Origin of the sequence: Bradyrhizobium sp. USDA 4532 (assembly GCF_024171315.1) — a bacterium.
Taxonomy (GTDB): Bacteria; Pseudomonadota; Alphaproteobacteria; order Rhizobiales; family Xanthobacteraceae; genus Bradyrhizobium; species Bradyrhizobium australafricanum.
On sequence record NZ_JALJZN010000001.1, the window covers coordinates 2989409 to 3011970 of the forward strand.

Annotated in this window: 18 protein-coding genes; 4 read left to right on the plus strand and 14 right to left on the minus strand. The window is 64.2% G+C overall.

Annotated features, from left to right (window positions below; genetic code table 11):
• Positions 1-3: 3 nt before the first annotated feature.
• The gene (hpnO, locus tag J2R76_RS14340; RefSeq protein WP_057015689.1) at positions 4-1395 is read right to left on the minus strand and encodes an aminobacteriohopanetriol synthase HpnO; all 1392 of its coding nucleotides are present in this window, start codon (positions 1393-1395) and stop codon (positions 4-6) included.
• 102 nt (positions 1396-1497) lie between these two features.
• Between hpnO and J2R76_RS14345 the strand changes: the two genes are divergently transcribed.
• Positions 1498-2127: a DUF2147 domain-containing protein gene (locus J2R76_RS14345; protein WP_141339510.1), complete on the plus strand. Its 630-nt coding sequence runs from the start codon at positions 1498-1500 to the stop codon at positions 2125-2127.
• A gap of 86 nt (positions 2128-2213) precedes the next feature.
• Here J2R76_RS14345 and J2R76_RS14350 read toward each other — a convergent pair whose 3' ends face one another.
• Positions 2214-4826, minus strand: coding sequence for an MMPL family transporter (locus J2R76_RS14350; RefSeq protein WP_076833054.1), 2613 nt, complete (start codon positions 4824-4826; stop codon positions 2214-2216).
• Positions 4827-5275: 449 nt separating this feature from the next.
• Here J2R76_RS14350 and ispH point away from each other — a divergent pair, with 449 nt between their 5' ends.
• Entirely contained in the window at positions 5276-6202 is a 927-nt protein-coding gene (gene ispH, locus J2R76_RS14355; RefSeq protein ID WP_076833051.1) for a 4-hydroxy-3-methylbut-2-enyl diphosphate reductase, read from the plus strand.
• Positions 6203-6246: 44 nt separating this feature from the next.
• A complete protein-coding gene (gene hpnH, locus J2R76_RS14360) occupies positions 6247-7407 on the plus strand; it encodes an adenosyl-hopene transferase HpnH (RefSeq protein ID WP_028331712.1) in 1161 nt (386 codons plus the stop codon).
• Positions 7408-7475: 68 nt separating this feature from the next.
• On the opposite strand, the gene J2R76_RS14365 is transcribed toward hpnH, so the two are convergent.
• The 10 genes from J2R76_RS14365 to J2R76_RS14410 all read right to left on the minus strand — a co-directional run bounded on the left by J2R76_RS14365 (position 7476) and on the right by J2R76_RS14410 (position 18178).
• On the minus strand, positions 7476-8378 hold the full coding sequence (locus J2R76_RS14365) for a Rossmann-like and DUF2520 domain-containing protein (RefSeq protein ID WP_076833049.1): 903 nt from the start codon (positions 8376-8378) through the stop codon (positions 7476-7478).
• Complete coding sequence (locus J2R76_RS14370) at positions 8375-9217, minus strand: class II aldolase/adducin family protein (protein WP_141339507.1); 843 nt, start codon at positions 9215-9217, stop codon at positions 8375-8377. Before J2R76_RS14370 ends, J2R76_RS14365 begins: the two co-directional genes overlap by 4 nt.
• Positions 9218-9228: 11 nt before the next feature.
• Complete coding sequence (locus J2R76_RS14375; protein WP_141339505.1) at positions 9229-10917, minus strand: acyl-CoA dehydrogenase family protein; 1689 nt, start codon at positions 10915-10917, stop codon at positions 9229-9231.
• Positions 10914-11558, minus strand: coding sequence for a TetR/AcrR family transcriptional regulator (locus tag J2R76_RS14380; protein WP_057015695.1), 645 nt, complete (start codon positions 11556-11558; stop codon positions 10914-10916). Before J2R76_RS14380 ends, J2R76_RS14375 begins: the two co-directional genes overlap by 4 nt.
• A 346-nt stretch (positions 11559-11904) precedes the next feature.
• Positions 11905-12663, minus strand: coding sequence for a phosphorylase (locus tag J2R76_RS14385; RefSeq protein ID WP_076833044.1), 759 nt, complete (start codon positions 12661-12663; stop codon positions 11905-11907).
• On the minus strand, positions 12660-14621 hold the full coding sequence (shc, locus tag J2R76_RS14390; protein ID WP_076833041.1) for a squalene--hopene cyclase: 1962 nt from the start codon (positions 14619-14621) through the stop codon (positions 12660-12662). The genes J2R76_RS14385 and shc overlap by 4 nt, the downstream gene beginning before the upstream one ends.
• A 164-nt stretch (positions 14622-14785) precedes the next feature.
• Positions 14786-16036: a hydroxysqualene dehydroxylase HpnE gene (gene hpnE, locus J2R76_RS14395; RefSeq protein WP_076833038.1), complete on the minus strand. Its 1251-nt coding sequence runs from the start codon at positions 16034-16036 to the stop codon at positions 14786-14788.
• Complete coding sequence (gene hpnD / locus J2R76_RS14400; protein ID WP_076833035.1) at positions 16036-16872, minus strand: presqualene diphosphate synthase HpnD; 837 nt, start codon at positions 16870-16872, stop codon at positions 16036-16038. Before hpnD ends, hpnE begins: the two co-directional genes overlap by 1 nt.
• On the minus strand, positions 16869-17747 hold the full coding sequence (gene hpnC / locus J2R76_RS14405) for a squalene synthase HpnC (protein WP_076833033.1): 879 nt from the start codon (positions 17745-17747) through the stop codon (positions 16869-16871). The genes hpnD and hpnC overlap by 4 nt, the downstream gene beginning before the upstream one ends.
• A gap of 194 nt (positions 17748-17941) precedes the next feature.
• Positions 17942-18178, minus strand: a complete 237-nt coding sequence (locus J2R76_RS14410) for a hypothetical protein (RefSeq protein WP_057015701.1) — start codon at positions 18176-18178, stop codon at positions 17942-17944.
• Between the two features lie 406 nt (positions 18179-18584).
• On the opposite strand from J2R76_RS14410, the gene J2R76_RS14415 reads away from it, so the two are divergent.
• Complete coding sequence (locus tag J2R76_RS14415; protein WP_028331723.1) at positions 18585-19088, plus strand: hypothetical protein; 504 nt, start codon at positions 18585-18587, stop codon at positions 19086-19088.
• Between the two features lie 95 nt (positions 19089-19183).
• On the opposite strand, the gene J2R76_RS14420 is transcribed toward J2R76_RS14415, so the two are convergent.
• Complete coding sequence (locus tag J2R76_RS14420) at positions 19184-21568, minus strand: RND family transporter (RefSeq protein ID WP_076833031.1); 2385 nt, start codon at positions 21566-21568, stop codon at positions 19184-19186.
• A 197-nt stretch (positions 21569-21765) separates the two neighbouring features.
• Positions 21766-22560: an ethanolamine ammonia-lyase subunit EutC gene (gene eutC, locus J2R76_RS14425; protein WP_076833029.1), complete on the minus strand. Its 795-nt coding sequence runs from the start codon at positions 22558-22560 to the stop codon at positions 21766-21768.
• Positions 22561-22562: the final 2 nt, after the last annotated feature.

Here is a 22562-nt window from a genome sequence, read left to right on the forward strand (position 1 = left end):
GGCCTACGCCGACTTGCGCACCGCGTTGTCGACCAGCGTCTTGCCGAGCGACCAGATCGCGCCGGGCACCTTGTGGCTGCCGGCGATCACGTCGTCGAACGACTTCTCGATCCAGGTGCAGTCCTCTTCGGTGATCATGAGCGGCGGCAGCAGCTTGATGGTGTGGAGGCCGTGGCCGGCGACCTGGGTCAGGATCTTGTGATCCTTGAACAGCGGTACCGTGATCAGCTGGCAGAACAGGCCCTTGTTGGCGGTCTCCAGCAGATTCCACGACGCCTTGAGCCGCAGCGATTTCGGCGGACCGAACTCGACGCCGATCATCAGGCCCTTGCCGCGCACTTCCTTCATCAGTTCATAGCCGGGCACCATGCGCGTCAGCGCAAGACGGAGCTCGGCGCCGCGTTTGGCGGCGTTCTCGACGAGCTTCTCGGCCTTGATGACGTCGAGCGTGGCGATGCCGGCGGCCATCGCCAGATCGTTCTTGGCAAAGGTCGAGCCATGCACGACCGCGCGGTCCATCTGGTTGAAGATCTTGTCGAAGATGTTCTTGCGCGTCAGCAGCGCGCCGATCGGCACATGACCGCCGGATAGCGCCTTCGCCAGCAGCACCATGTCGGGCTCGATGCCCCAATGCTCGATCGCGAGGAATTTTCCGGTGCGGCCGATGCCGGTCTGGATCTCGTCGGCGATGAACAGCGTGCCGTATTTGCGGCACAGCGCCAGCGCGCCGGGCAGGAACTCGTCGGTGGGCATGTTGACGCCCTTGCCCTGGATCGGCTCGACGATGAAGGCGCCGACCTGGCGCGACGACAGCGCCTTCTCCAGCGCTTCGAGATCGTTGAAGGGAATCGGAGTGCAGCCCGGCAGCAGCGGCTCGAATCCGCCGCGGAAATTCGAATCATCCGTCAGCGACAGCGCGCCGTAGGACAGGCCGTGGAACGAATGCCCGCAATAGACGATACCGGGGCGGCCGGTCGCGCCACGCGCGAACTTGATCGCGGCTTCGACGGTTTCGGCGCCGGAATTGGCGAAAAACACCTTGTCCAGGTATGGAACATGTTCCAGAAGACGTTCAGCGAGCACGCCGGCGAGCGTCGAGACATCGAGCTGCACGAGATTGGGCAGATCGGCGTCGAGCACGCTCTTCAGCGCCTGGCGCAGGGCCGGATGATTGCGGCCAATCGCAAAAACGCCAAATCCGCTCAATAGATCAAGGTAACGAGCCCCCTGACGATCGAAGAGGTATTGGCCTTGCCCCTTCTGGAAGCCGACGTCGTAGCCGATGGTCTTGAGAACGCGAACGAGCTGCTCGTTGAGGTGACGCGTGTGCATGGCACCGCGCTGCCCCTCGCGCTCCACAAAAATCTCGGAAACGTCTAAATTGGAACTTACCATTCGTTACATACGTCGGTTGATGGCCATCTCGTCAACTTAAAACGCTCGCTAGCGGCGTTTTGACCCCCGCTCGGATCGTCCAGTCAAGCACAGGTTTGGACCATGTTGCACTGCCCAAGAACTTTCGCGCGTACAATAGCCTTTTCAGGTTTATTTTTGGCCACCGTATTATCACCGGCACTTGCAGCGGACCCGACCGGCGACTGGAAGGTCGCTGACGGTGTCGCCACCATCCGCGTCGCCCAGTGTAATGGCAGCATGTGGGGTGCGGTGTCCTGGGAAAAAACCCCAGGCGGCAAGGATAAGAACAATCCTGATCCTGCGAAGCAGAGCAGGCCGACGCTCGGCATGCCGATCCTGATCGACATGAAGAAGAAGGCCGGCGCGGATGCGTGGGAAGGTCAGGTCTACAACGCCAAGGACGGCCAGCTCTACAGCTCGACCATCAAGCCCGTCGGCACCGATCAGCTCGAGATCCAGGGCTGCGTGCTCGGCTTCCTGTGCGGCGGCGAGACCTGGACCCGCGTCGGTCCGCCGATTCCGGTGAGCGCCGCCGGCAGCCCGGCGGCGAAGGGCACCCAGCCCAAGTCAGCAGCACCGCAGAAAACCACCGGTGCCGTGGCGCCGGCCACCAAGCCGGGGCAAAAGCAGGCCCCGGGCAATGCCAATGCGCAGGCTGACGCCGTGGGCGATATCTGCCTGCTCCCCGACATCGCGCGACCGACGCATTAGCGGAAACCTGCGGGAACACCGTCCGCTGACATCGCGGCTCGGCGGCGCCTGCCGCCAAGCCGGTTCGACAGCGAATCGCCAACGCGTCAGGTGACGTCGTTGGCGATGTCCTCCTCCTTGACCTCGCGCGGCTTGCCCATCAGCGCCGGCTGGAACAGCAACACCGCCGCGAGCGTGGTGACCAGCGAGAGCGCCAGCAGCTTGCCCATGCTGGCGGTGCCGGGATGGCTCGACAGCCACAGGCTGCCGAACGCGGTCGCCGTGGTCAGCGCGCTGAAAAAGATCGCGCGTGTCAGGCTCGACTGCAGCAGATTCGTCCTGCCCTGGCGCCACGCCGTGACATAGTAGATCTTGAACGCCACGCCGACGCCGAGCAGCAGCGGCAGCGCGACGATGTTGGCGAAGTTGAGCGGCAGCCCGATCAAGACGCAAATCTCCAGCGTGACGATGCCGGCGACGAGGAGCGGCACCAGCGTCATCAGCACGTCGACGACGCGGCGCAGCGTGAGCCACAGCAGCAGGCTGATCGTGACCAGCGCCAGAATGCCGGCGTGGATGAACGCCTTCACGATGACGTCGCCCGACTTCAGGATCGAGACCGGTCCGCCGATCGCGGTCGGCTCGGCGGCGAGCACGGCGTCGGCAAAGCGACGCAGATTGTCGTTGTCGTTCGGATCGCCCTTCGGCTCCACCTCGACACGCATCAGGCCGTCCTTGGTCTTCCAGCTGGCGACGAGTTCCGGCGGCAGGTTCTGCAGCGTGACGGTCTGGGCCTGCAGGGTATTGCGGAGCTGATCGAACACGATCTTCATCGGCGCGACGAATACGTCCTGCGCCTTGTCGCGGGTCGCCTCATTCGCATCGGCGAGCTTCTGCAGCGCGTCGGCGAGCCGGCGCGCGGCCAGCGCACCCGGCCCCTTGCCGTCGCCCGCGGTCTTGCGCAGGCCGTCGACCGAGCTCTTCAGCGCCTCGACATTCTCCTGATCCGACGGCGCCGGATCGACCGAATCCGGGTTGAGCGCGGGGCCGAGCGTCTTGGCCGCCTGCGCGATCAGCTTCAGCTTGGCCGGCTGGTCGTCGGGCACGAAGCTGTCGAGCGACATCACGCGCGACACTTCCGGCAGCTTCTCGAGCTTGGCCTCGATCTTCTTGGCGTCGGCTTCCGAGCGCGTCATCACATTGATGGCATTGGCGCCGGTGTTCGGATCCTTCCTCAGGTCGAGGAAGGTCGCGATCGATTCCACCTTGGAATTGCGCAGATTGATCGGGTTGAAGTCGAACTTCATGTAATGGAGCAGCGGCAAGCCCGCGACCGTGACCAGCAGCGTGCCGACGATGATCGGAACGCGATGCTTCTCCAGGAAGTTATCGAGCGGCGCCAGGAAGGCGTAGCCGACCGGCTCCTTCTCGCCGGGCGGATTGAGCAGATCGAGCAGCGCCGGCAGCACCGTGATGCTGGTGACGAACGCCACCAGCATGCCGGCGCCGGCGATCTTGCCGAGCTCCGAGATGCCCTTGTAGTCGGTCGGCAGGAAGCAGAGGAAACCGGCAGCGGTCGCCATCGCGGCGAGCGACAACGGCACCGCCGAGCGGCGCGCCGCGTTTTCCAGCGCCAGCGTCAGATTGTCGTTCTTGAAGCGCTCGGAGCGGTAGCGGACGCTGAACTGGATGCCGAAGTCGACCCCGAGGCCGATGAACAGCACGGCGAAGGCAATCGAGAGCAGGTTCAGCGAGCCGACCATCATCAGGCCGACCGCCGTGGTGATGGCAAGCCCGATGAACAGGTTCACGAACACGGCGAAGATGATCTTGCCGGAATGCAGCGCCATCCAGAGGATGACCAGCACGATCACCACGGTGCCGATGCCGTTGGTGATCGCGCCGTCCTGCACGGTGGCGTATTCCTCGTTGGCGATCGGCACCGGTCCGGTCAGGCGAACGCGCGCGTGATATTCAGTCGGGAATTTCAGATCGGCCGCCGCCTGGCGGATCGCATCGGTCGCGGCCTTGCCCGGCTCCAGCGCCGAATAGTCGATGATCGGCTTGATCTCGATGAAGGCGCGCTTGTCCGAATCGGTCAGCGGCTTGTCGCTGGTGAGCTCGCGCCACGAGAAGGTCGCGTTGCCCTTGGCGAGGACGGTCTCGACCGTCTCGGAGATCAGGTTGAAGGGCGGCGCGGCATTGTCGAGCTTGACCTGCCCGCGCTTGACGCCGGCAAGGCCGGTCTCGAGCGCGCCGGTCAGGCCGCGTATCGAGGGATCGCCGGCCATGATCTCGATCAACGGTGCAGCCGATTCGAGCTGGCCCGCGACCTTGCCGACCTCTTCGGTCGGCAGGAACAAGAGGCCATTCTTCTCGAAGAATTCGCCGGAGCCGAGCGCGGTGATCGCTTCGAAGTTCTTCTTGTCGGCCTGCAGCTTCGCGGTGAGCGCCTTCGCGGCCGAGCTGGTCAGCTCCGGCGTCGCTGCCTCGACCACCGCCAGGATCAGCCGCTCGCGATCAAACGCTTCCTCGAACTGGTTGTCGCGCTTGCGCCAATCGAGATCCGGCGAGATCAGCTTGTTGATGTCGGTGTTGATCGAGAAGTTGCGGGCCGTGTAGAAGCCGGCGCCGATCGACAACAGGACAGAGATAATCACAACCGGAAGGGCAAAACGCGTACAGGTTCTAACAACGGAGACGACAATATTTGTCAGCACTTCGTTTCTTTCTATCTCGGGGAAGCATGGCCGAAAACGCCCGCTCTGTAGCGGAGTTCCCGGGACCGATCTAATGTTGTTTTGGTTATCTTCCTCGACGGGACGGCGAGGAGGTTCCAAACCACAGGAACGGCCACGAATGGCCGGTATAAACCGCATCAGTGGGCGATAAAGTGACGAACAAGTGAGGGAGACGGACGGTCGCAGGGGTCGAAATCCACACCATATTACCTCTAACGCCCCTCGTCCGTGACCACGCCCCCATCGAACCGCTACCTTTTTGCCACAAATCGCTGTATTTCCATGCGCTTGGGGCGCAGATCCCGTCCAGGAACTATGATGGCTCAGACATTGCAACTGACGTTGCGACGTCCGACCTGTGGAGTGCGTTGCCGAAAAGGCCGCAGGGCATTGAACGAGATTGGTGCAATTTGCGTAACGGACGTCAGATGGAAGTGTTTCTTGCTCAGCCGCGCGGCTTTTGCGCGGGCGTTGTGCGCGCGATCGAGATCGTCGAACGCGCGCTCGAGAAGTATGGGCCGCCGGTCTATGTCCGCCACGAGATCGTGCATAACAAACACGTCGTCGAGAGCCTGAAGAAGAAGGGCGCGATCTTCGTCGAGGACCTCTCGGAAGTGCCGGCCAAGGCGGTGACCGTCTTCAGTGCCCATGGCGTTGCTAGGAGCGTCGAGGAGGAGGCGGAAGCCCGCGATCTGCCGGTGCTCAATGCCACCTGCCCGCTCGTCACCAAGGTCCACAACCAGGGCAAGCGCTATATCTCGAAGGGCCGCGCCCTGATCCTGATCGGGCACGCCGGCCATCCCGAGGTCGAGGGAACCATGGGCCAGGTTCCGGGGCCGGTCCTGCTAGTCCAGAGTGTCCAGGACGTGGCGGAACTGAGGCTGCCGAGCGATACGCCGGTCGCCTACATCACCCAGACCACCCTGTCCGTGGACGACACCAGGGACATCATCGCGGCCCTTCAGGCAAAATTTACAGATATTCAAGGCCCGGATATCAGGGATATCTGCTATGCGACACAGAACCGCCAATCTGCGGTAAGGGACCTCAGCAAACTGGTTGACGTCATTTTGGTGGTGGGGGCCGCCAACAGTTCCAACTCGAACAGGCTTCGTGAAATCGGCACCGAGGTCGGCGTCGCGAGTTATCTCATTGCCGATGGGAGCGAACTCAATCCGGATTGGCTCAAGGATGCGAAGGCCGTCGGCATTACCGCGGGCGCTTCTGCGCCCGAAGTTTTGGTCGACGATGTGATCGAGGCTCTGCGGCGGATCGGACCGGTGTCGGTCTCGGTCGTTCCGGGCCGAGAAGAGAATATCGAATTCCGGCTGCCAGCCGAACTGACTGCGGGCTGATCTGAACCCACATCCCTTTGATAAGTGCAGAAAGAAATCGTCTAATGGCTATACCGTTCTTCAAGGAAATGCGTATCGGCGGTTATCTGATCAAGCAGAAGCTGCTTGGCCGCAAACGCTATCCGCTCGTGCTGATGCTGGAACCTTTGTTCCGTTGCAACCTCGCCTGCGTCGGCTGCGGCAAGATCGACTATCCCGATGCGATCCTCAATCGCCGCATGACGGCGCAGGAATGCTGGGATGCGGCCGATGAGTGCGGCGCGCCGATGGTGGCGATCCCCGGCGGCGAGCCGCTGATCCACAAGGAAATCGGCGAGATCGTGCGCGGCCTCGTGGCCCGCAAGAAGTTCGTCTCGCTGTGCACCAATGCGCTGCTGCTCGAGAAGAAGCTCGATCTGTTCGAGCCGTCGCCCTATTTGTTCTTCTCGGTGCATCTCGACGGCCTGAAGGATCATCACGACAAGGCGGTGTCGCAGAAGGGCGTGTTCGATCGCGCCGTCTCGGCGATCAAGGCGGCGAAGGCGCGCGGCTTCACGGTCAACGTCAATGCCACAATCTTTGATGGTCATCCGGCCGAGGAGATCGCCAAGTTCCTCGATTTCACCACCGAGCTCGGCGTCGGCGTCTCGATGTCGCCGGGTTACGCCTATGAGCGTGCGCCCGACCAGGAGCACTTCCTCAACCGCACCAAGACCAAGAAGCTGTTCCGCGACGTCTTTGCGCTCGGCAAGGGCAAGAAGTGGAATTTCATGCATTCCGGCCTGTTCCTCGACTTCCTCGCCGGCAACCAGGAATACGAGTGCACGCCCTGGGGCATGCCGGCGCGCAACATCTTCGGCTGGCAGAAGCCCTGCTATCTGCTCGGTGAAGGCTACGCCAAGACCTTCAAGGAGCTGATGGACACCACCGACTGGGACACCTACGGCACCGGCAAGTACGAGAAGTGCGCCGACTGTATGGCCCATTGCGGCTACGAGCCGACCGCGGCGACCGCCGCGATCAACAATCCGCTGAAGGCGATGTGGGTTGCGCTGCGCGGCATCAGGACATCGGGCCCGATGGCGCCCGAGATCGACATGTCGAAGCAGCGTCCGGCGCAGTACATCTTCGCCGAGCAGGTGCAGAAGAAGCTCTCGGAGATCCGCCGCGACGAGGCTGCGGCCGCCGCCGCCAAGCAGCAAGCGAAGGCCTCGACCGCCGCCTGACGCGCGATGTGAGCGAAAGCAGAAACATGAAAGCCCCGGTTCAGCGAACCGGGGCTTTTTTCTTTGGATCAGGATGCCGCATGCTCTTCCGATCTCGTGCGCAGAAGCAATCTCTCGATCTCTGCCGCCCGCGGTGCACTGAGTGTGCCGCGCTCGATCCCGAGCGGGACGTTGCGCAGGGCGAGCTCGCGATACAGCGCGCCGGAGGGAGGAAAGCGCTCATCCAGCGCCCGGAGATGCTTGAGGATCGTTCCGACGTCGCCGCGCGCCACGCAGCCGCCCATGCCGTTGGCGAGGCCACCGTCGAGAACAGCCGCGACCGTCCCCCGCAGCAGCGGCATCATCGCGCGCAACGCGTCGGCCTCGCTGGCGCCAAAGCTCTTCCAGAGCTCGACGCCCTCCTTGAGCAGCGCGATCAGGAACGGACCGACGTAATAGGCCGACGCATGATAGAGCGCCCGCGCACCGGCCGGCAGCGCGAGCGGTTCACACCCGATGCGGGTCGCAAGCAATTCCAGGTCACGCCTGAAGTCGCCCTCTGCCTCGATGCCGACGGTGCATCCGCGCAACCCCTCGAGCGCGACGTCGGGATTGGCAAACATCTGCATCGGATGAAATCCGCCGGTCGCGGCGCCTGCGGATTTCGCATGATCGAGCGCGGCCAGTTCGGTCGCGCCGCTGCAATGAACCACGCGGTGACGCGGCTCCCAGCGCAAGTCGCGGCAGACCGGCAGGATCGCGTCGTCGCTCACGGTCAGGAAAACCATGTCGCAGCGGTCGACGACCTGCTGCGCATCCGTCATCGGCCGCGCCGACGGGATGCGGGATCCGAGCCGCTGCGCGGCATCGGCACCGCGGTTGTAGAACGCCGCGACGTTCAGCCCCGCGCAGGCGAAGGCCGGCGCGAGCGTCTGCGCCACGCGGCCGGCGCCGATGAAGCCGATCCGCAACGCCGCCAGCGCCGTGCTCATTGCGCATAGCTCCCGTCGATGCGGTCGAGCCTGCGCCGTAGCGCCGGCCATTCCAGCAGGCCGTACCCGGCTTGCAGATTTTGCGCCGCTTCATTCAGCACCGGATTGGTGTCGCGCTCATTGTCCAGCGTGATCTCGGTGCCGGCAAAACAGGTCACCGTGTTGCCGATCGCCATCTCGGTCGGCGCATGCAGCGGCCGGCCACAGCCGAGCGCGTCGACCTGGATCCGGCAGGCCTGCTCCAGCCAGTAGATCGCGTTGAACGCCTGCGGAATCGTGTTGCCGCACACCAGGAGGCCATGATTGCGCAACACCAGCACATTGTTGCGACCGAGATCAGCGACGACCCGGTCGCATTCCTCCCGATCGATCGCCGGCCCCTCGAAATCGTGATAACCGATCCGACCGTGAAACCGCATCGCCGTCTGCGACAGCGGAAGCAGCCCTTCGGCAAGCGCGCTGACCGCGGTGCCAGCCCTGGTGTGGGTATGGAGAACGCAGTTCACGTCGGGCCGCGCGCGATGGATCGGGGCGTGCAGATAGAAGCCGGCCACGTTGACGTTGTAGCCGTGGTCGGGCTGCAGCAGGGTCCGGCCCTCGATGTCGATCTTGACGAGGCTCGAGGCGGTGATTTCCTTGTACAGCATGCCATAGGGATTGATCAGATACTGATCGTGATGCCCCGGGACCTGTGCACTGATGTGATTGTAGATCAGGTCGGTCATTCCGTAGAGCGCGACCAGGCGGTAGCACGCCGCAAGGTCGACGCGGGTTGCCCACTCCTCGTCTCCGACGACGGCCCTGACATCGCTGACGGCACAAACTTCGGTCTGACGCATGACTTGGACCCTCAGTGATGGATGACGGAGGCACGTTCGACGATGGCGCCAAGACCTTCCGTCGATGGAAGCCCGCCCAATACCTGCATCCCGTCCGCGCCAAGCCTGGATTTCACGAACAGTTCGGCGGTAGCGGCGTCGCCATGCTTCAGCATCTCGGCGGCCTGCAGCGCATGCGCCATGCGGGTGACGAGTGCTCTCGCATGCCCGTCGTCCGGGTATCGAGCACGCAAGCGATCGGCGAGATCGTCCGTGCTTCGGTCATAGACCGGATTGAGGCCCCTGCTCGCACGCAACTCGTCGACGAATGCGTCCCGGCAATTCGCATCGCGTTGCATGGCGCGCAAAACGTCCATGCACATCATGTTCGAGGTGCCTTCCCAGATCGAATTCAACGGCGCCTCGCGATAGAGCCGGGCCATCGGATTCTCCATGATGAAGCCGTTGCCGCCATGCACCTGCAGGCATTCATAGGTGAAGGCCGGCGCGCGCTGGCAGTTCCAGAACTTCATCACGGGTGTCGCGACCCGCGCCAGCAATCGCTCGTGTTCGCTTGTCTGCAGACCGTCGGTCGCGCGCGCGATGCGAAACGCGCCGAGCATCGCCGCCTCGCTCTCGAGCGCGAGGTCGGCGAGCACGTTGCGCTGCATCGGAAGCTCGGACATCGGCTTGCCGAACGCCGTTCGCGTTTGCGCGTGGTTGAGGGCGAGGCTCAGCGCCTGGCGCATCAGCCCGGCGGAGCCGACCGCGAAATCCAGCCGCGTCAGATGGGCATGCGAAAGGATTTCCGCGATGCCGCGGCCCTCTTCGCCAACCAGGATCGACCACGTATCGTGGTACTCGATCTCGCTCGACGCGTTCGACCGGTTACCGCACTTGTCCTTCAGACGCTGAATGTGGATGCGGTTGGCACTGCCATCGGGCAGCAGGCGCGGCACGAACAGGCAGCTGACGCCGGACTGGGTGCGCGCCAGCGTGTAGAATCCGTCGGCCACCGGCACCGAGAAGAACCATTTGTGGCCGGTGAGCGCATAGATCTCGCCATGCGCGCCGCGCTCGACAAAGCGCGCGGTGGTCTGGGTCTCACGCAGATCGGAGCCGCCCTGCTTTTCGGTCATGGCGTAACCGATGACCGCGGAGCGCTTGGCCTCGATCGGAAGCCGCCGCGGATCGTAGTCCGCCGCCAGCGTTCGCTCCCGCCACAAATTGAATTGCGGCTTGCCGGAGAACCCGGCGATCGCGGCGTACGCCATCCCGGTGGGGCAACCGACGCCGTTCTCGATCTGGTTCCAGAGATAGCTCAGCGCCGCACGCGCCAGATGGCCGTGTGGTTCGCGCGTCGACCAGGCGAGGCTATGCACCTCGCTCCGGAACGCCAGCGCCATCAATTGATGCCAGGCCGGATGAAATTCGACCCAATCATTGCGGTTGCCATACCGGTCATGGGTCAGGAGCTTCGGTTCGTGCTCGTTGGCCAGCCGTGCCGCCTCCTGCACGGATTCGCTGCCGGCATGAGCTCCGAGCGCGGAAAGCTTGTCTTTCGCCCACGGCGCGATCGTCGCGATCAGGCCACTCAGCGCGCGGTCGTCATCGAACGCATTGAAGCCGAGCGCCGGCCGCGCCTGATTGCGTACTTCATGGGTCGCAAACGGAGCGGCTTTCGCTTCAGCGACGGCAACCGGCTGGACGCGCGCGTTCATGCGGAGACTCGCGATACAGGGATGAGTTCAGGCGTGGCGTGGCGAAACAGCATGCGCGCGGAAAGCCCTGCGATCGACTGTGCGATCGCCTTCGCCGCGTCGGAATCGGGGGCCGCTTCGGGCGCAAGGGGACCGACCAGCGCCTCCATGAAGGCGCCGGTCACGCAGGATGCCGCGACGTTCGCGTCGATCTCGACGAACTCACCGCCGGCGATACCGCGCCGAACCAGCCTTGCGATCTGATCGGCCAGGGCCGCCCGGTATTTCAGGCGCGCCGCGTCGATCTCGGGTTCACAGGGTTCGGCGATCAACGCGTACGCCAGGCGGCGGCCGCGCATCGCCCGGACCGCGAAAGTGTAGATCGCGTCGACCAGGCACTGGGACGCCGAGCCTTCCGCCTCGACGATCGCGGCGACGACAGCCACCTCGCGCTCGGACACCAGGGCGAGCACCTGCGCGTACAGGTCCGCCTTGGAGTCGAAGTAGCGATACACGCTGCCTGTGGCCACGCCGGCCCGTGAGGCGATCAGGGCGATCTGGGCGTCCTTCCAGCCACTCAGCGCCACGGCCTCCCTGGCGGCATCGAGAATACGCGCTTTGGTTTCGACCAGCTGGTTGAGGCGAACGGCAGCGATTGCCATAGTGAACCTTAATTCATGAATAAAGGATCATAGTTCATTCTCGGATGAATAGCCGTAGCTGTCAAGCGTCGACCCAGCGCGGTCCGCGTAGGGCCTTCCCGGGGCGCCGGCGCGCTGCTGGCAAGTCGTCAGAGGCTGGCCGCGCGACCCCACCGGCCCGAGGGACACGGATATGCGGGGTCTCTCACCGCACAGCGCGCAAGTCCGCTGATCGCGTGGAACCGGAACAGCGTGGCATCGAGCGAAACCTTTGGGCATCAAAGCAAAAGGCCCGATCGCGATGCGACCGGGCCTGTGAGTTGAGCTTGATGCGGTGAGAAACCCGGTCCCTGCCCGGCGCAGCGGATCAGGCCGCCTTCGCTGTGATCAGAACGTCTTCTACCGGCATCAACACCTCGTTGCCGAGCAGGAAGCCGCGGCAGCTGCGCAGCGAGCGCAGCGCGCGGTTGAAGTCAATTCCGGTCGACACCAGCGCGCGCAGCGTCCGTGGATTGCGGGCGATGCCGCGCAGCACCTTGCGCAGGTCGATGTCGCCGTTCGGCTTCACCGCGGATTTCGCAAGTTCCGGTAGCGCCCGGTGCGCGGGATCGCTGATTACGCGCAATGCGGCAAACGGAATGCGGGCCTTGGCGGCATAGGCCGCCGCGATATGGCTCTCCATATCGACTGCGGCTGCGCCCGTCATCGAGCGCAGAGCGGCCTTGCAGGCCTTTGCCGCGATCACCTCTTCCACGCCGGCGAGACTGCCGCGGACGATCCTGCGGCGCTTCAGCGCGGCGCTGGCGATCATCTCTTCGTTCAGCGCGGATGCGGCCAGGAAACGGGTATCGCCCGACATCACCTCGGTCGCAACCACGACGTCGCCTGACTTGAGCGACGGATCGAGCCCGCCGGCCACGCCGAACGAAATCACGCCACGGAAGGTGCTCGGATCCAGCGTCGCTAGCAACTCACGCAGCTGCTGCGGATCGCTCGAACTGCAGATTACGATCATGCCGGGGCCTGCCGCGATGCGAGCCTCCTGCACCAATCCAGTCACAATCAATACCGGCCGAGGATCAATTCTACTGCCCACGGTCTCGGCGGCCCCCGCCTCAACAATCACATCCCGACCCCTACCACCCTGCTATTGGTGCTTCTCAAATTTCGATACCGCGCCAGCGCCCAGAGCGGAAAGAACTTCGAGTAGCCATGATATCGCAAGTAAAATACCCGCGGAAACCCCGTAGCTGTGTATCGCTGCTCGTCCCACAGCCCTTTTTCCGTCTGTGTTGCCTTTAGGTACTCCACCCCGCGCGTAACAGCGGGATTTTCGACCTCTCCGGCCGCCATCAATCCAAGCAAAGCCCATGCCGTTTGCGAGGAGGTCGAAGGCGCAACTTCATAACCCTTGTAATCCAGGCAGTAACTGACGGCGTCCTCGCCCCAGCCGCCGTCCTGATTCTGGACTGACGCCAGCCAGTCGACCGCCTTCCGAATCATCGGGTCGTTGCGATCGACCCCTGCGACATTTAGCGCCGAGAGCACCGACCAGGTGCCGTAGATGTAGTTCAGGCCCCAGCGGCCGTACCAGGAGCCCTCGGCAAGCTGGGTGCGGCGCAAATAAGCGACGCCGTCAGCCATCGCCTTGTTGCTCTCGGCGGTCTCGCCGAGCTGGCCCAGCATCGAGATGCAGCGCGCGGTGACATCCTCGGTCGGCGGATCCAACAATGCCCCATGATCGGAGAACGGGATGTTGTTGAGGTAATATTCGAGGTTGTTGACGTCGAATGCGGCCCAGCCGCCATCGCGGCTCTGCAGCCCCTCGATCCACTCGCGGCCGCGCGCGATGGACTCATCATATTCCCTGGTTCCGGTATGACGCCGCACGCGATCCATCGCCATCACGACCACCGCGGTGTCGTCGAGATCGGGATAATGGTCGTTGTTGTACTGGAACGCCCAGCCGCCCGGGCGGACGTCCGGCGCCTTGACCGCCCAATCGCCCTTCAGGTCCAGCACCTGGCGCGGCTTCAGCCAGTCGAGGCCCTGCCTGGCCTTGGCCAGGGTGTCGTCGCCGCCCGCTTCCTGCAGCGCATGACAGGCCAGCGCGGTGTCCCACACCGGCGAAACGCAGGGCTGGCAATAGGCCTCGTGTTCGCTAATCACGAGCAGCTTGTCGATGCCGCGGCGGGTGGTGGCGCGCGGCGGGAAATTCTCGTCCTTGCCGAGCGCCTCGTACATCATGACGATGTTGGCCATCGGCGGATAAATCGCGCCCATGCCGTCTTCGCCGTTCAGCCGCTCTTCGGTGAAGGCGAGCGCGGCATCGATCGCGCGCTGGCGCAGGCTCTTCGGAAACATCGGCTCGATTACCCGCAGCACGGCGTCGAGCGAGCGGAACAGATAGAACCAGCTCGCGCTCTGATGCGGCGCCTTCGGCGCCATGCGGACCGATTTCGGATCCTCCAGGAACAGTTCGTCGATGCCGACGCCCTTCGGATTCTTCGCACGCGGCTTCAGCGCGGCAAGCACCATCAGCGGCACCATGGTGGTGCGCGCCCAGTAGGAGATCTTGTTGATGTGGAACGGCGACCACATCGGCAGCAGCATGATCTCGATCGGCAGCACCGGCGTCGCGCGCCAGGTCACGACGCCATAGAGCGCGAGCAGGAATCGCGTGAACACGTTGCTGCCCGAAGCGCCGCCGCGCGAACGGATCGCCTCGCGCGCCCGCGCCATGTGCGGCGCGTCGACGGAATCGCCGATCATCTTCAGCGCGAAGTACGACTTCACGCTGGCGCTCATGTCGAACGGGCCGTCATGCACCAGCGGCCAGCCGCCATGGGCGCCCTGGACGCGGCGCAGATAGTTGCCGATCTTGGCCTCGAGCCCGGCATCGATCGGCTCGGCCAGGTAGTGACGCAGCAGGATGTACTCGGCCGGAATGGTGCTGTCGGCCTCGAGCTCGAACACCCAGTGCCCGTCGGATTGACGGTAGCCGAGCAGCGCTTCGGTTGCCTTGGAGATGCTCTTCTCCAGCGCGACCGGGTCGACTGCAACGCTGTGATCTCTCGCAAGCATTTCGCTCGATATCCTCTTCATCGCGGGCCGGCTGATCGAAAGCCGCGGCCGCTCCAGAGCATGATCCGATTGCTTCGGATCACGTTCTTGTCCTTCTGTTTGGTCGCGTTTTCTTCACGCGAACCGGTAGCCACTTCGCTCGAAAACGCGCCAACAGGTCGAATCTAACGTCTGGCCAGAACCAGATCGGCGGCGCGATCCCCCGATCGCACCGATCCCTCGATGGTTGCCGGCAACCCGGTAGCAGTCCAGTCGCCGGCAAGGAACAGGTTTTTTTGCGCCGTCGCGGGCCCCGGACGCAGGGCATTCTGTTCCGGCGTCGCCTCAAATGTGGCACGGCGCTCACGCACGATCTGCCAGGGCGGCAGGTCGCCGGAAACCCCCGAGGCCTCGCAGATGTCCTGCCAGATCGCCAGCGCGAGCTCCTCGCGCGGCATGTCGACCAGGCGGTCGCCGTTGCTGATCGTCACCGACAGCCGTTGCGGGAACGCGAACAGCCACTCCACGAGGCCGCCGACCACGCCGAGAATGGGCGCAGCGTCGCGCGGCGGATCGACGCGGAAATGCGCGTTCACGATGGCGCGGAATTTGGTCGGGGTTTTCAGGCCGGGCAGCAGCGCGGCCGCGGCCCGCGGCGGCACCGCAAGCACGACGGCGTCGTCGGCTCCCAGCGCGACCTTGTCGCCATTGCCAAAATCGAGCTCACTGATGCGATCACCCGACATGCCGAGCGCACGCAATTCGTGACTGAACTGGACGCTGTGGCCGCCCTCCTGCAGCAGCTTCACGGCCGGCTCGATCAGGACCGAGCTCAGGCCGTCGCGCGCGATCAACGGACGGCAGGCCTGCCCGCCCGCGAGCAGCGTCTCGCGCACGATCGCGCCCGCGAGCCCGGCCGAGCCCTCCGGCGGATCGACGTTCAATGCGGCGAGCAGCAGCGGCTGCACCAGGCGGTCATACAGCGTGCCCTTGCAGGGAATAGTGTTGCCGACCAGCGCACCGGTGCCGGCCCAAGCCAGCGGCGCCAAGGCGAGATAGTCGCGCAGGCTAGTGTCCGGGACGCGGCGCGCCTCGTCGAACACCCACAGCGGCAGGCGGGAATCGCCGAGGTCGAGCTGCCAGCGCCGGCCGCTGGCAAGATCGACGAACGGAAACTGCGCGCGCGCAGGCCCGACGAGACCGGCCTCGGTGCCGATCGCGCGCGCGTAGCTCAGCGCATGGCGATTGCCCGACAGCAACAGATGGTTGCCATTGTCGATGGTGAGACTGGTGGCCGCGTCGAAATAGGAGCGGCAGCGGCCGCCGGCCTGCTGCGTTGCCTCATGGACGAACACCTTGTAGCCGCCATTGGCGAGGCGCACGGCCGCGGAGAGGCCGGAAATGCCGGCACCGATGATATGAACGGTCTTTTGCATCAGATGATCGCGTAACGAAGAAGGATGCCGATCTTGGCGGCCTTGGACACACGTACCGGCGCGCGCGGCGCGGTGAAGCCGCGCGCGATCAGAAGATCGAGAATCGCGCGGTAGTATTTCGACATGATCCGCGGCGCGCGCACGGCGCGGCGCGAATTGCGCTTCATGATCTCGTCGGATTTCTGGAAATGCATCTTCGCCCGCTCGGCCAGCGGCGCGCACACCTTCGGCAGCGCGCGGTCGGCGGTGACGCGGGCCGGATCGTTATTGGTGATGCCGGCGTGCCAGAGCCATTCGCGCGGCAGATAGAGCCGGCCGAGGCCGGCATCCTCGTCGATGTCGCGCAGGATGTTGGTGAGCTGCAGCGCGCGGCCGAGGTGATAGGCGAGCTGGATGCCGTCGTCCTCGGGCAGGCCGAACACGCGCACCGACAGCCGGCCGACCGCGCTCGCGACGCGATCGCAATACAAATCGAGCGTCGCGAGATCCGGCGCGCGGATGTCCTGCGGCACGTCCATCTCCATGCCGTCGACGATCGCGACAAAATCCTCGCGCTTCAGGCCGAAGGTCTTCACCGAGGCGACATAGTCCTTCAGCCGCTCCGGCGGATGCCCCGCATAGAGCGCGTCGATATCGTCGCGCCACTGCTGCAGCGCGGCCAGCCGCTCCGGCCGCGGGCCGTCGGAATCGGCGATGTCGTCGACCTGCCGGCAGAAGCTGTAGATCTGGAACATCGCCTCGCGCTGCGCGCGCGGCAGAATGCGCATCGCGGCGTAGAACGAGCTGCCCGACGCGGTGCTTCCGTAATTTGCGTTGGCCGCCGCCTCCACGCTCATGCGCCAGCCGCCGATTTGGAGACCGCACGCCGTCCGGTCGCACGCCGCGCCGTCTCGCCGGCCACGCCGCCAAGGCTCTGCAGCAGCAGTTCGAGCGGGCTCAAATGCACGCGCTCGCTGAGCGGATCGCGCACCTTCAGCATGTTGACGATCTTGTCGGCGAACGCCTGGATCACGGAAATCTCGAGCCCCAGCCTGAAATCCTTCACCTCGGCGGCGAGCGACTTGCTCTGGTCGAGCAGCGCCTCGGTGCGCACGGCGAGCGCCTGCAGGCATTTGAGCAGGGCCGGCTGCGATTTCGCCTCGCCGAGCATCTCGACGGTCGCGCCCGCGGCGGCCAGGGCATCGCGCGGCAAATAGACACGGTTCAGGTTGCGGTAGTCCTTGCCGCAGTCCTGCAGATGGTTGTTGATCTGCAGCCCGGCGCAGAGCGCGTCCGACGCCGCCCAGGTCGAGGTATCCTCGCCGTGCACGTCGAGCATGAACCGCCCGACCGGCATTGCCGAGTACCGGCAATAATCGATCACATCGTCCCAGTTCTCGTAACGCAGCTTGGTGACGTCGAGGCGGAACGCCACCAGCACGTCGAGCGCGTGCCGCGGCGGCATGCTGCGCTCGGCGAACGCGCGGCGCAGATTGACCGCTTCCTTCTGGGTGTCGCCATTGCCAAGCAGCTCGGCCTCCATGAGGTCGAGGTAGCGCAGCTTCTCCTCGGCGGGCAGCGTGGCGTGATCGGCGATATCGTCGGCGGTGCGGACGAAATTATAGAAGGCCAGGATCAGGGCACGATGCCGCGGATGAATGATCCACGACGCGACCGGGAAATTCTCGTCGCGGTGGGTCTTTCCGGATCGCAGGTCGCTCGCGGTGGTCATGGGAAATTTGGGCTACACTGGTCATGGCACGACGCAGGCGCGAAAGGTCAGCGCATGCGGGGGATTTGCGAGCCCCATATAGGGGAATACGCCACCAAAACCAATGCTGTCCGTGACCGCCAGCATACCAAGCCCGTGGCCGGCACACATGCCGAGCACGGGCTTTGCGGCAATCCATGGGGCCCGAACCGGCCTTACTGGCCGTGGGTCTTCAGCACCTGGTCGCAGGCGGAGCTGATCTTGCTGCGGTTCTGCTGCAGGCAGGCGAGAATGGTGAAATCGCCCTGATCGATCACGGCGCGGCAGTGACGCTGCACGTCGCGCGTGCAGGCCTTCTGCTCATCGGGTGTCCCGCGCGTCTGCTGCTGGGCGAAGGCGCTGGAGGAGAGCGGGATCGACAACAGGGCAAGAGCCAAGAGAAATTTACGCATCGTATTCCTTCATTTCCGACAGCAGAAAATCTGTTCCCGAAAAGCGCTTCGGCATGGCCGGGACGGATTTTGGGGATTTGCAGACGCCACGTAACGCGGCAACGGATTGACGACAAGCACCGCTAAATGCGGCTAAATTTGCGGCGCTGTAAACCCCTACATAAGTTATTGATTCGCAATGACGATTTGTGCCATCACTTTGTCGCGTTCGGCTATTGCGGATAGCAGTTGCGCAAAGCTACATGCCGTCACGAAGCCGACGGTTTCTGATTCTGTTCGATGACAATATGGGCGCCGCGCGCCGTTTCTGTCGTTTGAACCTAACATTCTTCGGTGACACTAAACCTTCGATGCGGCGAGACGCTTTCTTGCGTAGGAAGCGTTGATTTTGATGGGAAAATTCACGATGAAACGGTTTGGTTCCAGCCTTTATGGTCAGGCTCTCAGGGCTGTGGGCGTCGGCGCCGCACTGATGCTCTCTGCCTCCGCCGTCCACGCCCAGGCCAGCGGGCCGTTTGCCGGTTTTGCCGGCTCTTGGACCGGAACGGGCACGGTGGCGCTGTCCAACGGCACGACTGAACGGATTCGTTGCAAGGCGGATTACAAGGTCGCACCCTCGGGCATGAGCCTGAAACAGTCCCTGCATTGCGCCAGCGACAGCTACAAGTTCGACCTCTCCAGCGACGTCACCAGCCAGGGCGACCGGATCTCCGGCAACTGGAGCGAGGCGAGCCGCAACATCTTCGGCAATCTGCAGGGCACCGCCGGCGGCGGGCGGATCGACGTGTTCGTCGAGGCGTCCGGCTTTGCCGCGAACCTGAACCTGCAGACCAACGGCTCCAAGCAGGTCGTGCAGATCGACTCCAAGGGCGAGATCCGCGGCGTCTCGATCACGATGACGAAGAGCTGACGCTCCCGGCCGATTGCGCCCACAAGACACAAAGGCCCGGTTCCGAACGCTTCGGAACCGGGCCTTTTTGCTGCAGCTTTTTGATCGCTCGTCGATCAGGCCTTTTCGATCGGCGCGGGCTGGCCGCCCCTGCCGCGGAGCTTTTGCGACAGGTTGATCAGGAACATCGAGGTCGGCCGCAGGATGAAGAGGTCCGCGACCAGGGCTGCGACCATCGAGAACGCGCTGAGCCAGCCGAACAGGCGCAGCGACGGCAGGTCGGAGAACACGGTGACGACGAGACCGCAGGCCAGCACCACCGTGGTCAGGATCAACGCTGGGCCGACCAGGACGGTGGCGCGCTCCACCGCAAGTTCCGGCGTGACACCCGGCTTGGTCTCGAGCCGCAGGCGATTGAGGAAGTGGATGGTGGCGCTGAGGCCGAGGCCGAACGACACCGTCAAAGCCACCACGCTGGCGAATTGCAGCCCCTCCCCGAGCAGCCACAGCACCGTGCCCGACAGCACCACCGGGAAGATGCCCGGCAGGATGCAGGAGAACATCACCACGATCGAGCGGAATGCGAGCCCGATGAAGATCGCGACCAGCAGGAATTCGATAGTGAGGCCGTGGTTGAGCTTCTCGATCATGCTGGCGCTGTTGCGTGCGGCAATCACCGACAGACCCGTGACCGCGATCTCGTAGCCGGGATGCTCGGCGCGCACCTTGTCCAGCGAATGATCGAGCTTGTTCACCACCGGAAGCAACTGGCTCGAGTCCACATCCGGGACGCGGCCCGACACCACGACAGCATCCTGATTCTTGTCGATGAACCGGCGCACCAGGTGTTCGGGGATCAGGTCGACATATTCCTTCAGCGTCGCGACATCATTGCTGCCGGCCTTTTCGGCGAGCCAGCGCCGCAAGGTCTCCAGCGACCAGACGTTGCCGACGCCGGCAGAGTCCTCGACCATTGCATGGACATCGGCAATCGTCTTCAAGGTCTCCGGCGAGTACAGCGATTGCCCCTTGGGGAATTCGATCAGCACATCGACCGGATTGGCGCCGGTCAGCTTGGCGTCGAGCCGGCTCGACGCCGCCACCGCCTGCCGCTTGTCCGGCACCTGATCGGCGAGCCGGTAGCGCGGCTCGAGATTGGCGTAGATGATGCCGAGGCCGCCGACCACGATCAGCGCAAGCAGGCTGAACAGCCCGGGACGGCCGACCATGCGCACCGCGATCCAGTAGCAGAAATTGCGCAGCGCCTGTACGCCGGCATCCGCGCTCTGGAACTTGACCGCAAAGATCTTCTCGTTGCGCACGAACAGGACGCCAAACACCGGCACCAGCGACAGCACCGCGATCAGCGCGATGATGGTCGCCGCCAGCCCGGCCTCGCCGAACTTGCGGATCAGGTCGGAATCCGAAAACTGCAGCGCGATGAAGGAAATTCCGGCCGTGCCGTGCGTCAGCACGCAGGCCGGGCCGACCACCAGCACCGCATTCTTGAACGCGGTGAACTTGTCCTGCCCGGCGATCAGCCGGTCGCGCGCCGCGAATGTCAGCTGCATCGAGTCGGAGAAGCTGATCACCATGATGAGCGGCGTCATCACGTTGAGGAACATGTTGAGATTGAAATTGGCCCAGCCGAGGCCGCCGAGCGCGAGCAGGATCGCAATCATCGGCGGGAATGCCGCCGCCACCATGAAGGATATCTTGCGGAAGAAGATGATCGCGATGATGCAACCGGCGAGGATGCCGAGGATGTTGTAGGTCAGGCCGTCGCGCTCGACCGCGTTGCGGATCTCGAGCTGCATGACCGGCACACCGGACAATTGCGCATTGAGCCCGCTGCCGCCGAGGTCGTCGGCCATAATCTTCCTGATGTCGCCGACCACCTTGCTGAGCTTGTTGCTGCCGACCACCTCGGGCTCGAGCGATAGCACGATCAGCGCGAGCGTTCCGTCCTCCGACAGCAGCTTGCCGCGGATGATCTCGTTGCTTTTGACGGTCTCGACGAATTTGTCGTAGGCCGCGCCCTCGGGCAGCTCGTTCGGGAACAACGCCGCCGGCAGCTTGCCTCGCTCCGGCGCCTGGCGCGCGGAGAACAGCGACACCAGGCCGCGCACGCCCTCGACGAGTTGCAGATCCGTGACCATGTCACGCAGCTTGCCGAGATTGTCGCGCTCGAGCAGCGTCTTGCCTTCGACCACGACGAGCACGTCGAACTCGGTCGCCGGGAAGCGCTTGGTCACCGCCTCATACTGCTTGTAGTCCTTGGATTCGGAACGGAACAGCTGCGACAGCGAGTCGTCGATCTTGATCCGGTGCACGCCGAACACGGCGCCGATCAGCAACAGAACGAGGACGATGCAGGACAGGATCGGCGCCCGCATCGGGATCAGGCCGAGACGCTCGATCCCGAACGCGATGCTGAGGCCCGACCGCGGCTCTTCGATCTTCTCGACGTGGACCTGACTTTCGGAATTCTTTTCGAGCATGCCCTGTCCAGTTCTGAAAACGGCTCAATCTGTCTAGCTTGGGTCTAGGGGCGCGAATGAGGCGGGTGAGCGCAACTGATCGGCGCTAGTCCTTGAAAACACGCGAATATTGACCGGCGCCGGTTTTACCTGCCCGACCCTTTGCTCGCAAGCGCGAGGGGCTGACCAAATCGACAGGGAACCGCCGATCCCCGCCATTAAGTATCTGATTTGTCACACCCTGGTAGCGCATTCCTCGACGATCCACCGCCGCTTTCATCTTTCAAGGCGACCCCTGTGATCTGGCGTGCCAGGCCCTCGCGCACAAGCCACGAAATCCTGAATGCGGCCTCCGCATAGCTCAGCCCGGCATGGTGGATGTTGGAGATGCAGTTGCGGTCGGCGTCGGTGAGACCGATTCGCGGCGCGAAGGTGAGATAGGCGCCGAGGCTGTCGGGAGCGGACAGGCCCGGCCGTTCGCCGATCAGCATCACCAGCATGCGCGCGCCGACGATGGCGCCGATCTCGTCACCGAGCGCGACCCGCGCCCCGGACGCTGCGATCACCGCGCCGGCCTCGATCTTGTCGGCCGCCAAGCGCGGCACGAGATGCCGGATCAATTCGACGGCATGCACATTGACCGCCGTCGGCGACAGGCCGTCGCCAATCACGATGGCGCAGGGGCATGCGGTGATGCCACACTTCTCCAGCGACCGCCGCGACGCAGAATCCAGCATGCGCCCGAGATCGGGCCGCCGCAGATAGTCGCGCCGGCTGTGCGCCTGGCTCGACACCTCAAGCGGCGTGATGCCGAGGCCGGCAAGACCGGCCGCGATCCCGCTGACATCGAAGGCGGCGTGGACGGCGTCGCGGGCGCGGGCATGGTCGAGCGTGAACGACAGCAGCGCATCGGTCGGCAGGCTGGCACCGGACCGGCCAAGGCCGACGCGCGCCGGCGTGAGCTCGCGCAGATCGGCGAGCGAAGGGGACGTGGGCGCCGGCGGTGTCGTCATGC